This window comes from Martelella sp. NC20 (assembly GCF_013459645.1).
In the GTDB taxonomy this organism is placed as follows: Bacteria; Pseudomonadota; Alphaproteobacteria; order Rhizobiales; family Rhizobiaceae; genus Martelella.
In genome coordinates, this window is sequence record NZ_CP054861.1 from 3,776,225 (window position 1) to 3,789,334 (window position 13,110).

At 62.1% G+C, this 13,110-nt stretch carries 12 protein-coding genes; 3 read left to right on the forward strand and 9 right to left on the reverse strand.

The genetic code is table 11. From position 1 onward, the window contains the following. The first annotated feature begins 17 nt into the window (after positions 1-17). Positions 18-830: a ferredoxin--NADP reductase gene (locus tag HQ843_RS18095; RefSeq protein WP_180902141.1), complete on the forward strand. Its 813-nt coding sequence runs from the start codon at positions 18-20 to the stop codon at positions 828-830. Positions 831-1,100: 270 nt separating this feature from the next. On the opposite strand, the gene HQ843_RS18100 is transcribed toward HQ843_RS18095, so the two are convergent. The 3 genes from HQ843_RS18100 to HQ843_RS18110 are packed head-to-tail and all read right to left on the reverse strand — an operon-like array spanning position 1,101 to position 4,276. Continuing rightward, entirely contained in the window at positions 1,101-2,306 is a 1,206-nt protein-coding gene (locus tag HQ843_RS18100; protein ID WP_180901845.1) for an ABC transporter permease, read from the reverse strand. Continuing rightward, positions 2,296-3,024 (reverse strand): ABC transporter ATP-binding protein, encoded by a 729-nt coding sequence (locus HQ843_RS18105; protein WP_180901844.1) that lies wholly within the window; start codon positions 3,022-3,024, stop codon positions 2,296-2,298. Before HQ843_RS18105 ends, HQ843_RS18100 begins: the two co-directional genes overlap by 11 nt. Position 3,025: 1 nt before the next feature. Continuing rightward, the gene (locus HQ843_RS18110; protein ID WP_180901843.1) at positions 3,026-4,276 is read right to left on the reverse strand and encodes an efflux RND transporter periplasmic adaptor subunit; all 1,251 of its coding nucleotides are present in this window, start codon (positions 4,274-4,276) and stop codon (positions 3,026-3,028) included. Between the two features lie 238 nt (positions 4,277-4,514). Between HQ843_RS18110 and HQ843_RS18115 the strand changes: the two genes are divergently transcribed. Continuing rightward, positions 4,515-5,039 carry an invasion associated locus B family protein gene (locus HQ843_RS18115; RefSeq protein ID WP_180901842.1) on the forward strand — a complete coding sequence of 175 codons (525 nt, stop codon included), beginning with the start codon at positions 4,515-4,517 and terminating at the stop codon, positions 5,037-5,039. A gap of 104 nt (positions 5,040-5,143) precedes the next feature. Then, positions 5,144-5,800, forward strand: coding sequence for a P-loop NTPase family protein (locus tag HQ843_RS18120; RefSeq protein ID WP_246710146.1), 657 nt, complete (start codon positions 5,144-5,146; stop codon positions 5,798-5,800). Here HQ843_RS18120 and tgt read toward each other — a convergent pair. The 6 genes from tgt to gyrA form a co-directional block, all read right to left on the reverse strand. Continuing rightward, positions 5,793-6,926: a tRNA guanosine(34) transglycosylase Tgt gene (gene tgt / locus HQ843_RS18125; RefSeq protein WP_180901841.1), complete on the reverse strand. Its 1,134-nt coding sequence runs from the start codon at positions 6,924-6,926 to the stop codon at positions 5,793-5,795. The two genes, HQ843_RS18120 and tgt, sit on opposite strands and share 8 nt — an antisense overlap. Continuing rightward, the gene (gene queA, locus HQ843_RS18130) at positions 6,923-7,993 is read right to left on the reverse strand and encodes a tRNA preQ1(34) S-adenosylmethionine ribosyltransferase-isomerase QueA (protein WP_180901840.1); all 1,071 of its coding nucleotides are present in this window, start codon (positions 7,991-7,993) and stop codon (positions 6,923-6,925) included. Before queA ends, tgt begins: the two co-directional genes overlap by 4 nt. 355 nt (positions 7,994-8,348) lie before the next feature. Next, a complete protein-coding gene (locus HQ843_RS18135; protein WP_180901839.1) occupies positions 8,349-8,858 on the reverse strand; it encodes a peptidylprolyl isomerase in 510 nt (169 codons plus the stop codon). Between the two features lie 57 nt (positions 8,859-8,915). Then, a complete protein-coding gene (locus tag HQ843_RS18140; protein WP_180901838.1) occupies positions 8,916-9,488 on the reverse strand; it encodes a peptidylprolyl isomerase in 573 nt (190 codons plus the stop codon). Between the two features lie 33 nt (positions 9,489-9,521). Beyond that, entirely contained in the window at positions 9,522-10,016 is a 495-nt protein-coding gene (gene coaD / locus HQ843_RS18145; protein WP_180901837.1) for a pantetheine-phosphate adenylyltransferase, read from the reverse strand. Positions 10,017-10,158: 142 nt separating this feature from the next. Next, complete coding sequence (gene gyrA, locus HQ843_RS18150; protein WP_180901836.1) at positions 10,159-12,975, reverse strand: DNA gyrase subunit A; 2,817 nt, start codon at positions 12,973-12,975, stop codon at positions 10,159-10,161. Between the last annotated feature and the right edge of the window lie 135 nt (positions 12,976-13,110).

Below are 13,110 nucleotides of genomic sequence, written 5' to 3' on the forward strand. Positions count from 1 at the left end.
GAATGACAGGACCAGACATGAACGTGCAGACCAAAACCGACGACCTTGCGACTGCCTTGCCCGCCGGGGTTTATGGCGAGACGGTGCTGAGCGTCGAGCATTATACCGAGCACCTGTTTCGCTTCACAATGACCCGGCCGGCCGGCTTCCGTTTTCGCTCCGGCGAATTCGCCATGATCGGTCTGATGGTCGACGGCAAGCCGATATATCGCGCCTACTCGATCGCAAGCCCGGCCTGGGCGGATACGCTGGAATTCTTCTCGATCAAGGTTCCGGGCGGGCCGCTGACCCAGCATCTGCAGAAGATCCAGCCCGGCGACACGGTGCTGATGCGCAAGAAGCCGACCGGTACGCTGGTGCTCGATGCGCTGACGCCCGCCAAACGGCTCTACATGTTTTCGACCGGAACCGGCATTGCGCCGTTCGCGAGCCTGATCCGCGAACCGGAGACCTTTGAAAAATTCGACGAGGTGATCCTGACGCATACCTGCCGCGAGGTCGCCGAACTGAAATACGGTTTCGATCTGGTGAACGAGATCGAGAACGACGAACTTCTGAGCGAGATCGTCGGCGACAAGCTTCGACACTACGCGACCGCAACCCGCGAAGACTTCGTGCGCACCGGGCGTATCACCGACCTGATCGCCAGCGGCAAGCTTTTCGAAGACCTCGGCGTTCCCGCGCTGAACCCCGCGACCGACCGCGCCATGATCTGCGGCTCGACCGAGATGCTGAAGGACACCAAGGCGCTGCTGGAGGCCGCCGGCCTGACGGAAGGCGCCAACAACAAGCCCTCGCAGTTCGTGATCGAGCGGGCTTTTGTGGGGTGAGGCGAGGGCATCCAATAGATGCCACGCAACGCATTTGAGATGCCGGTATTGTTTGAGGCCTGGCCGCCTTCAATCTCCCCCCTTGAGGGGGAGATGTCGCGAAAGCGACAGAGAGGGGTATGGGCATAGGCTGCATACCCCGTGCTCTCGGTAAGAATTCACCCCTCTCTGCCCCTGTCGGGGCATCTCTCCCTCAAGGGGAGAGATCATAGGCTGACAAGCAGGGGCGAAAGCCGATAGTCAGAACAAGCAAAGACAAAGTGTACGCGTTCACTCGAACCGCAGCGCATCGATCGGGTTCAGCCGCGCCGCCCGCCGTGCCGGGAAATAGCCGAAGATCAGGCCGATCAGGGCCGAGAATCCGAACGCGCCGGCAATCAGCCACGGATCAATGACGAAGGGCAGGGCGAGATACTGCACGGCGGCATAGGCAAGGCCGAGGCCGATCAATATGCCGGCAACCCCGCCCGATATCGACAGCACCAGCGCCTCGACGATGAATTGCAGCAGAACCTGCCGTTCGAGCGCGCCGACGGTGAGCCTGAGGCCGATTTCCCGGGTGCGCTCGGTGACCGAAACCAGCATGATGTTCATGATCCCGATGCCGCCAACCAGCAGGCTGACGCCGGCAATGGCGGCAAGCATGCCCGTCAGGTGACTTCTGGTGCCCGAGACGGCATTGGTGATCTCGGTCATGTCGTTGACCTCGAAATCATCCGGCCGGCCCGGCAGGATGTTGCGGCGTTCACGCAACAGATCGCTGACTTCGGCCGCGAGGTCATGTGTGGAGACGCCATCCCTTGCGGCGAGCAGGATGCTCTCGATATAGCTGTCGCCGCCGACGCGCCGCTGGAAGGTTGCGATCGGCATCAGCACGATGTCGTCCTGGTCGTGGCCCATGCCGGTCTCGCCCTTGGCGCCAAGCGTGCCGACGACGGCGCAGGACACATTGCCGACGCGGACATTGCGGCCGACGGGATCATCATCGGCAAACAGCGCCTGTTTCACGGTGGCGCCGAGAATGCAGGCGGTATCGCCGGTGGTCGCTTCGGCGCCGGCGAAATCGCTGCCGCTCTCGATGGTCCAGTCCTGGGCGGTGAGAAACTCGTCATTGGTGCCGATCACCACGGTCTTGCGGTTCGCGCCGCCGGCGACGACGGTGGCGTCGGAAATATTCTGAGGGGCTACGGCGCGTAAATCAGGGATCTGGTTGCGCAGCGCCGCGATATCGCGCTCCGTAAAGCCCTTCGCGGCTTCAGAAGCCGCGCCCGGCGCGCGCTGGCCGGGGCGCACGAACAGGATATCCGTACCGAGCCGGGCGATCTCGCCGCGCACCCGTTCCGCCGTGCCGTTTGCCACCGTCACCATGACGATCACCGCCGAAACGCCGATGATGACGCCGAGCACGGTGAGGAACGAGCGCAACAGGTTGCGCCGCATAGCGCGCAGCGCGAGTTTGAGCATTTCAAGAAACATTGTCGTTCTCCCGCCGTTCGATGCGGCCCGGCCGATAGCTGCCGTCGACCCTGCCGTCGAGGAAATGCATGCGCCGGCTGGCATAACGCGCCACATTTTCCTCATGGGTGACCATGACGACTGTGATGCCGATATCGACGTTGAGGCTGGTGACCAGTTCCATGATCTCGTTGCTGGATTTGGTATCGAGATTGCCCGTAGGCTCATCGGCGAGCAGCACGGCGGGTTCCGTGATCAGGGCGCGGGCGATCGCCACGCGCTGCTGCTGGCCGCCGGAAAGCTCCATGGTGCGCTGGTGCAGCCGATCGCCGAGGCCTACCTGGCTCAGCGCATTTTCGGCCCGTTCGCGGCGCTCGGTGCGGTTGATGCCGCGATAGAGCAGCGGCAGTTCGACATTCTCGATCGCCGAGGAGCGCGGCAGCAGATTGTAGCGCTGGAACACGAAGGCCAGAAGATGGCGGCGCAGCAATGTCAGCTTGGGGCCGGGCAGTTCGGTGGTATCGACGCCCTGAAAGAAAAACTGTCCGCTGGTCGGCCTGTCGAGCCAGCCGAGAATGTTCATCGCCGTCGATTTGCCGGAGCCCGACGGGCCCATGATCGAGACGAACTCGCCGGCCTCGATTGCAAAATCAACGCCGTTCAATGCCGCGATCTCTGCCTCGCCGGAACCGTAGATCCGCGAAACATTCCGGAATTCGATGAGGGGTGCGGTGCTCATGTCAGCGGCCCTCCCGTGCGTCGCGACCGTTGCCCGTGATCACCATGTCGCCGGCCCTGAGATCGCCGCCGACAACGACGGTATAACGGCCGTCACTGGCGCCGACCGTGATCGGGACCGGCAGCGGTTCTCCGTTTCTGAGCAACCATGCGGTCCGCTCGTCGCCGGCGGATGTCGGCGCGTCGTAGCCCGCGGGCACGAAGCGCAGCGCCGCCGTCGGCACCAGGATCACGTCGTCGGTCTCGCTGACGAGAATATCGGCTGTGGCGGTCATGCCCTGGCGCAGCAGGCGCTCGGAATTGTCGACCAGCAGCACCGCCTTGTAGGTTACGACAGCACTGTTGAGTTCGGAGGCATAGCGGATCGTATCGATTTCGGCCGGGAAACGCTTGTCCGGAAAAGCCTCGACGGTGAAGCTTGCCTTCTGTCCCGGTTCGACCTTGCCGACATCGGCCTCGTCGATATCGACGCGCAACTCCATCCGGCTGAGATCGCCGGCGATCACGAAGAGAGTAGGGGCCTCCAGCGAGGTTGTAAACGTCTGGCCGACATCGACATTTCGGTAGAGCACGATGCCATCTATCGGCGAACGGATCGTGGCCTTGCTCAGCCGCAGTTCGGCCAGCGCGAGTTCCGCCTTTGCGACATCGAGCCGCGCCTCCGCGCTCTGCTTGTCGGCAAGCGCTGCCGCATAGGCAAACTGCGCGTCCTCGAAATCCTGACGCGGCGCCACATTGCGCTTTGCCAGGGTTTCGGTGCGGTCCATCGTCGCCTTGGCGGATTCGAGATTCGAGGCGCTCGACGCGACGTCGGCATTGGCGGCGGCAAGCTTGGCCTTGGCGCTCAGGATATCGGCGGCGAGTTCGTCGGTTTCGAGTTCGAGCAGCACATCGCCGGCCTTGACCTCGCTGTTGAAATCGACCAGCACGTCCTTCACCGTGCCGGAAAGCTCGCTTGAAATCTCGACCCGGTCGGTCGGCTCGATCGCGCCCGTGGCCCGCACAGCAATGTTCATCGGCCCGCGGATAACCTCGGCCGTGGTGTAGCCGGGTATAGCGGCGGTGAATTGCACAGCGCCGGTTTCATAGAAACGATAGCCGCCATACCCCGCGACAACCAGGATGACCACGACTGCGAGCCAACCCCAGGGAAAGCGCCGGCGCGGCTTGTTCTCACCGAGAATGGCCATGATATCGGGAACGGGCGGCCGGGCGTGGCCTTCCTGTTCGTCGCGCCTTTCGTGCGAGGACATCGGGAATTCTCCTGTGTATGCGCCTTATGATTTGCCGGCGACTATGGCGAGGAACCGGCGGCCTTGCAAGCATTGCGGCGGATTAAACCGGACACGGCGACATCGCCGATATCCTGGCGCCGCAAATCTTTGCCGGACACCTGAAAACATGCATGTCGCGCGGCCGCCTTGCTGGTGTTGGCGCTTCGCGAATCGTGGTAGCTTCGCTCGAAAACCAGACGGATTTGGGAGATTTTTGGTGAAACCTCGTCACATCGCAGCCGGCATCGTTTCGGCGTTTCTTCTTGCCGCACAGGCAAGTCCGGCATTCTCGGCCTTGCCGGAAGGCGCAAGCTCGATCAACGAAACCTATCAGGACTGGCGGGTCACCTGCATTTCCAACGAAGGCGTCGACCGTTGCGCCATGATCCACAACCAGGTGGCCAAGGACAGCGGTCAGCGGGTGATGACGGTCGAGCTGTCACTGACGGCGGACGACAAAATCCAGGGCGTGGTGATCATGCCGTTCGGCCTGGCTCTGGCCCAGGGCGTGACGCTGACGATCGACGCCGCCACCGAGGGAAAGACCTTCGGCTTTTCGACATGTCTGCCGCAGGGTTGCCTTGCGCCTGTGGTATTCGACGCTGCGATGGCCGAGCAGCTGAAGAATGGCACTGCGTTGAATATTATCGCCCAGCCGATCGACGGCAACGAGAAGTTCAGCATCACAGCTTCACTGAGAGGTTTCACAGCGGCCTACAAACGCCTGACAGAGCTGCGCTAATCATAGTTCTTGTGAAGTGTTTACCTGATATCCGGCGACAATTGCATTTTGCCGCCGGATACCTCTAAAAGTTCCATAATCTACATTATGTGACCTTGATGTGAATGGGAAATTCGCTTCCTGAATGTGCTCCCTCCGCGAATAACGCGTTTGCCGGCGACGACTATGGCGAGGAGCCGGCGGCGATCAGCCAAGCTACGAAAACGTCGGCGGTGTTTCTCATGCAGAGTCTGGAATCTCTGGGTAAGCGTATTGTCGTCCTGGGCCCGTCCAATGCGGGCAAGTCTACTTTGGCCGTCGCATTGTCCACAAAGCTGAATATCCCGGCCATCCATCTGGACCAGTTCCAGCATTTGCCGAACACCGATTGGCAGGTTCGCCCCGAAGCGGAATTCGCCAGGATGCACGATGCCGCCATTCTGGGCGAGCGCTGGGTGATGGAAGGCAATTACAGCCGGCTGATGCCACAACGCCTCGCCCGCGCGACGGGCGCGGTACTCATCACGTCCAGTCGCTGGCTGCGGCTTTGGCGCTATCTCGCGCGGACATCGCTCAATCGCTCGGGTCGCGCCGGGCATCTGGAAGGAGCGCAAGACAGTATCAAATGGGAAATGATTGAATGGATTCTGTTCAGGACCCGCAACAGCGCGACCAAATACTCTGAGATCCTTCACCATTCCGATTTGCCGATTGTCGAATGCCATACGGCAAAGGCGCTGAACGAGCTTTACCGGCGATGGGACCTGCCGCCGTTCAAATAGCCGGCAGATCGCCCCGCGCCCAGTCTTCCTGTGTCTCGGCCATGAAATCGGCAAAGCGTCCTTCCGTAATGGCCGCGCGGATACCCTTCATAAGCTGTTGATAATAATGCAGATTGTTCCAGGTCAAGAGCATGCCGGCGAGCGATTCATTGGCGCGCACCAGATGATGCAGATAGGCCCGGGAATAATCCCGTGCGGCCGGGCAGTCGCTTTCCTCGTCCAGCGGGCGCAGGTCTTCGGCATGGCGGGCATTGCGCAGATTGACCTTGCCGCGCCTTGTGAAGGCGAGGCCGTGGCGCCCTGCCCTTGTCGGCATCACGCAATCGAACATGTCGATGCCGCGCGCGACCGATTTCAGGATATCGTCCGGCGTGCCAACGCCCATCAGATAGCGCGGCTTTTCGCTCGGCAGTTCCGGCAGCGTGATCTCCAGAATTTCCAGCATCACGGCCTGCGGCTCGCCGACGGCGAGGCCGCCGACGGCGTAGCCCTTGAGGCCGAGGTCGGCAAGGCCGCGGGCGGAGCGGATGCGCAGATCCGCAATATCGCCGCCCTGCACGATGCCGAACATCGCCTTACCGGGCTGATCGCCGAAGGCGACGCGGCAGCGCTCGGCCCAGCGCAGCGACATCTCGGTCGAGCTCTCGATTGCCGCGCGGTCGGCCGGAAGCCGCACGCATTCATCGAGCTGCATCTGGATATCGGAGCCCAGAAGCCCCTGGATCTCGATCGAGCGTTCCGGGCTCATGTGATGGACGCTGCCGTCGATATGCGACTTGAAGGTCACGCCCTTGTTTTCGTCGATTTCCCGGAGGGCGGCTAGCGACATCACCTGAAACCCGCCGGAATCGGTCAGGATCGGGTGCGGCCAGCGGATCAGCGAATGCAGCCCGCCAAGCCTTGCCACGCGTTCCGCGCCCGGCCGCAGCATCAGGTGATAGGTGTTGCCGAGGATGATGTCGGCGCCGAGATCGCGCACCTGGTCAAGATACATCGCCTTCACCGTGCCGGCGGTTCCGACCGGCATGAAGGCAGGCGTGCGGATTTCGCCGCGCGGCATGGTGATCGCGCCAAGCCGGGCATTGCCGTCGGTGGCCTTCAGGGTGAACCGGAAGTCTTCGCTCATATGTCTTTCCTGAACAGCAGGCTGGAATCGCCGTAGGAATAAAACCGGTAGCCGGTTTCGATCGCATGGGCATAGGCCGCGCGCATCGTCTCAAGCCCGGAAAAGGCCGAGACCAGCATGAACAGCGTCGATTTCGGCAGGTGGAAATTGGTCATCAGCATATCGACGACGCGAAAACGATAGCCGGGCGTTATGAAGATGCCGGTCTCGCCCTCCCACGGCGCGATCTGCCCGTTTTCACCGGCAGCGCTTTCCAGAAGCCGCAGCGACGTGGTGCCGACGGAAACGATCCGCCCGCCCCGCGCCTTGACCGCGTTCAGCGCCGCGGCGGTTTCGGGCGAGACGATGCCGCGCTCGAAATGCATCACATGGTCGTCGGTATCGTCGGCCTTCACAGGCAGAAAAGTGCCGGCGCCGACATGGAGCGTGACGAAATGCCGTTCGATGCCAGCGGCTTCCAGCGCCTTCATCAGGCGCGGGGTGAAATGCAGCCCCGCCGTCGGGGCCGCGACCGCGCCGCTCTCCCGGGCATAGATGGTCTGGTAATCGTCGCGATCCTTGCCGTCCTCGGCCCGCTTGGAAGCGATATAGGGCGGCAGCGGGACATGGCCGACGCGCATCATCGCCTCGTCAAGCGCTGCCCCGCGTGCATCGAAGGTAAGCGCGACCTCGCCCGCATCCCGCTTTTCCGTGACGGTCGCCGAAAGCGTCGTTGCACCTTCGGCGGAGACGAACCGCAGCACATCGCCGGGCTTGATGCGTTTTCCCGGCCGGGCAAAGGCGTGCCAGACATTATCGGCCTTCCTGAGATGCAGCGTCGCCGAAACCGGCACCTCCTCACCGCCTTCACGGAGACGAACGCCTTCGAATTGCGCCGGGATGACTTTCGTGTCGTTGAACACCAGCGCATCGCCGGGACGCAGGAAGGACGGCAGATCGGAGACGACATGATCCGCAAGCCCCTCGCCCGGCCGCACCACCAGCAGCCGCGCGCTGTCGCGCGGGTTTGCGGGCCGCAAGGCGATGTTTTCATCCGGCAGGTCAAAGTCGAAGAGGTCTACGCGCATTGTATCATGACATTTTTCAAATTTGAAAACCCGCCGGCCTTGGCCGGGCGGGTCTGTTGCTTTGCAGTTTTTCCCCAACCAATCCCCCTTGAGGGCAGGGCAATTGCATATGGCCTTGCGGCTTGCTCCCAATACTCTCTCCCGCTTGCGGGAGAGATGCCCCCGAAGGGGGAGTGAGGGTGAAGCAGCATGTCAGTCCCGTGAGGGCGTTCGCGGGGATGGTCTCGCCCCTCACTGTCGCTGTCGCGACATCTCTCCCCTCCGGGGCGAGAAGGTTTGCGGGCGGTGCGGCGAAGCCATATGCGATTGCCCTGCCCGTTGAGGGGAGATTGGTTGAGGAGAAGCCTTCCTCGCCTCAAACGTCCGCAGCGACCTTCATCGAGATGATATGGTCGGGATTGCGGACGGGCTCGCCCTTTTCGAACTTGTCGACGGCGTCCATGCCTTCGATCACCTGGCCCCAGACCGAATACTGCTTGTCGAGCCAGGGGGCGTCGGTGAAGCAGATGAAGAACTGCGAGTTGGCGGAGTTCGGGTTCTGCGAACGCGCCATCGAGCAGGTGCCGCGCACATGGCGGGTGGCGGAGAACTCGGCCGGAAGGTCGGGCTTGTCGGAGGCGCCGGTGCCCGCACGGCCCGGGTTGAACTTGTCCGAGGTCTTCCTGCCATGCTCGACATCGCCGCCCTGGGCCATGAAATCGGCGATCACGCGGTGAAAGACGACGCCGTCATAGGCGCCCTCGCGCACCAATTCGCGGACGCGCTCGACATGCTTGGGGGCGACATTCGGAAACGCTTCGATCACGACCTTGCCCTTGGTCGTTTCCATGATGAAGGTGTTTTCCGGGTCCTTGATTTCGGCCATCATTCTCTCCTGTGGCGGTTTGCCCGCCCTGCCAATCCGGCAGGGCGGGTTCAAAAATTACTTTCCGACGGTAACGTCGAGGATCCGGTCCGGATCGCTGACCTTGCCGTTGTCGGCCTGATCGCCCTTCTTGATCTTGTCGACATTGTCCATGCCTTCGATCACCTCGCCGATCACGGTATATTGGCCGTTCAGAAACGGACCATCCTCGAACATGATGAAGAACTGCGAATTGGCCGAATTCGGGTCCTGCGACCGCGCCATGCCGACGACGCCGCGCTTGAACGGGGTGTCGGAAAATTCGGCTGGCAGGTCAGGCATTGCGGAACCGCCCATGCCGGCGCGGTTCAGGTCCAAACCGTCCTGGGTGTCGCCAAACTGCACGTCGCCGGTCTGCGCCATGAAGCCGTCGATCACGCGGTGGAACACCACGTTGTTATAGGCGCCTTCCGCAGCCAGCTCCTTCACGCGCGCCACGTTCTGCGGCGCAAGTTCATCGAAAAGCTCGATGGTGAACGGGCCTTCGGTGGTGTTGAAGGTCAGTGTGTCGCCGCTGCCCTGAGCATTGGCAATGCCGGCAAATGTCGAAATCAGCGTTGCCGCTGCCAGTCCCGCAATCTTCTTGCGCATGTCGTTCTCCTTGAAAGTGGTTTCCTCACCGGGCTAACGCGAAAATTTTGCCCTCAGCGCCGCCGCCACATAATCCGGCACGAAGCGCGCCACATCGCCGCCCATGGCCGCGACCTGCCGCACCAATGTGGCCGATATCGGACGAGACGCCGGTTTTGCCGGCAGAAACACGGTCTGGATATCCGGGGCCATCTCACCATTCATGCCGGCCATCTGCATCTCGTAGTCGAAGTCGGTGCCATCCCTGAGCCCGCGGATGATCAGGCTTGCGCCCGCGTTCCGCGCCGCATCGACGGCAAGGCCGCTGAAATCGATCACCTCGACATCCCCTGCCCGTTCCGGCATGTTTTCCGCCACCCCACGCTTCAGAAAGCCTGCGCGTTCCTCGAAGGTGAACAGCGGCGTCTTGCCGGCATTCACGCCGATGCCGATGACGAGTTTCTCCGCGACGTTCAGCGCCTGCAGCACCACGTCGACATGCCCGTTGGTCATCGGGTCGAATGAGCCTGTGTAAAATGCCTTCGCCATATCCTGCGCCCCGTTTCCGGTCACGGCCTTTTGTCATGGAACGTGCCGCCCCGCAAGCCGGTTCAAGCGCCAAACCGATCCGTCAAACGGAAGGAGCCGGACCAAAGGCCCGGCTCCAATCATCGTTGCCGTCGGCTGCGGATCAAGCCTCGTCGGATCCCTCGTCCGGGCTTTCCGTCGCCTCAGCCGCGCCTTCGACGCCAGCCTCCACGTCGACGCCTGCCTCGACCGCCTCTTCGATAACCTCATCGTCATCCGGCTCGCTGATAACCTCGACCGAGACCACCTTTTCCTCGGCGCCGGTCTTGAACACCGTGACGCCCTTGGCGGTGCGGCTGGCGATGCGGATGTCGTAGACCGGCACCCGGATCAACTGGCCGGCATTGGTGACCAGCATGATCTGGTCGCCATCGAGAACCGGGAAGGCTGCGATCAGGCGGCCGATCTCGTCCGTCTTCGAGGTGTCTGTGGCGCGGATGCCCTTGCCGCCACGGCCGGAGATGCGGAAGTCATAGGATGACGAGCGTTTGCCGAAACCCTTTTCCGTGACCGTCAGGATGAACTGTTCGCGGAATTTCAGCTCCTCGAAGCGATCGTCACTGAGCACGCCTTCTTCCGTCACCTCCTCGCCGACGAGCGCGATATCCTCGCCCTCCCCGGTCTCGGTGCGGCGTTCAAGGGCGGCGCGCTTCAGATAGGCGGCGCGTTCCCACGGCTCGGCGTCGACATGGCTGACGATGGTCATCGAGATCACCTCGTCGCCTTCCGCAAGCCCGATGCCGCGCACCCCGATCGAGTTGCGGCCGGCAAACACGCGGATCGCGGGAACCGGGAACCGAATCGCCTGGCCCATCGCGGTCGTCAGCAGCACGTCGTCATCCGGCGTACAGGTCCAGACCGACAGGATGCGATCGTTCTCGTCGTCGAGCTTCATCGCGATCTTGCCGTTGCGGTTGACCTGCACGAAGTCCGACAGCTTGTTGCGGCGCACGGTTCCGCGCGTGGTGGCGAACATCACGTCGAGCTCGGCCCAGCTGTCCTCGTCCTCCGGCAACGCCAGAATGGAGGTGATCGCCTCGCCCTGCTGCAGCGGCAGCATGTTGATCAGCGCCTTGCCGCGCGATTGCGGCGTGCCGATCGGCAGACGCCAGACCTTTTCCTTGTAGACGATACCGCGCGAGGAGAAGAACAGCACCGGCGTATGGGTGTTGGCCACGAACAGCCGGGTGACGAAGTCCTCATCGCGGATCGCCATGCCCGAACGGCCCTTGCCGCCGCGACGCTGGGCGCGGTAGGTCGTCAGCGGCACCCGCTTGATGTAGCCGTTGCGCGACACGGTCACGACCATGTCCTCGCGGGCGATCAGGTCCTCGTCGTCCATGTCCGGACCGCCCTCTAGGATTTCGGAGCGGCGCGGCGTGCCGAACTCATCGCGCACGGCGATCAGTTCTTCCTTGATGATTTCCTGGATCCTCAGACGGGATGACAGGATTTCGAGGTAAGACTTTATTTCATCGCCGATCTTGTTCAGCTCGTCGCCGATTTCATCACGGCCGAGCGCGGTCAGGCGCGACAGCCGCAATTCGAGGATGGCGCGGGCCTGCTCTTCTGAAAGCTGGTAGGTGCCGTCCTCATGTATCTTGTGACGCGGATCTTCGATGAGAAGAATAAGCGCCTCGACATCCTGAGCGGGCCAGTGACGCTCCATCAACTGCTCGCGGGCCGTCTGCGGATCGGGCGCGCGGCGGATCAGCGCGATGATCTCATCGATATTGGCGACGGCAATCGCCAGACCAACCAGCACATGGGCGCGATCGCGAACTTTCCGCAGCAGATATTTCGTCCGCCGGCTGACGACGCTCTCGCGGAACGCGACGAAGGCCTTCAGGATATCGAGGAGCGTCATCAGCTCCGGCTTGCCGCCGTTGAGCGCCACCATGTTGCAGCCGAACGAGGTCTGCAGCGGGGTGTAACGATAGAGCTGGTTGAGGATGACATCGGCATTGGCGTCGCGCTTCAATTCGACAACAACGCGATAGCCTTCGCGGTCGCTTTCGTCGCGCAGGTCCGAAATGCCCTCGATGCGCTTGTCGCGCACCAGTTCGGCCATCTTCTCGATCATCGTCGCCTTGTTCACCTGATAGGGAATTTCGGTGATGATGATCTGCTCGCGATCGCCGCGCATCGGTTCGATCGTGGCCCTGCCGCGCATGATGACCGAGCCGCGCCCGGTCTCATAGGCGGACTTGATGCCGGCGCGACCGAGTATCTGGGCGCCGGTCGGAAAGTCCGGACCGGGGATGATCTGCATCAACTCCGGCAGTTCGATCGCCGGATTGTCCATGATCGCGATACAGCCGTCGATCACCTCGCCAAGATTGTGGGTCGGAATATTTGTCGCCATGCCGACAGCGATGCCGCCGGCGCCATTGACAAGCAGGTTCGGGAATTTGGCCGGCAGCACCACCGGTTCCGACATCGTGCCGTCATAGTTCTCGCGGAAATCGACGGTGTCCTTGTCGAGATCGTCGAGCAGCGTATGCGCCACCTTCTGCAGGCGGCATTCGGTATAACGCTCGGCCGCCGGCGGGTCGCCGTCGACGGAGCCGAAATTGCCCTGCCCGTCGATCAGCGGCAGGCGCAGCGACCAGTGCTGCACCATACGCGCCAGCGCATCATAGATCGCGGAATTGCCGTGGGGATGGTACTTACCCATGACATCGCCGGTGACGCGCGCGCATTTGACGTATTTCTTGTTCCAGTCGACGCCCATCTCGGACATGCCGTAAAGAATACGCCTGTGCACCGGCTTCAGGCCGTCACGCACATCCGGCAGCGCCCGGCTGACGATCACGCTCATGGCGTAATCGAGATAGGACCGCTGCATTTCCTCCATGATGGAGATGGGCTCGATGCCTGGCGGAAGACCTCCGCCCGATGGTGTCGTTTGATCAGTCAATGTGAATCACGATCTCAAGCTAGAATCATCTGGTTTTTTATAGCCGAATCCAATGGCTGACGCCAATTGCGCAACCATCCTGACAGTGGACAGAGGCCGAATTCAGAATTTTTATTCGTGTCAGGTGGTGATCCT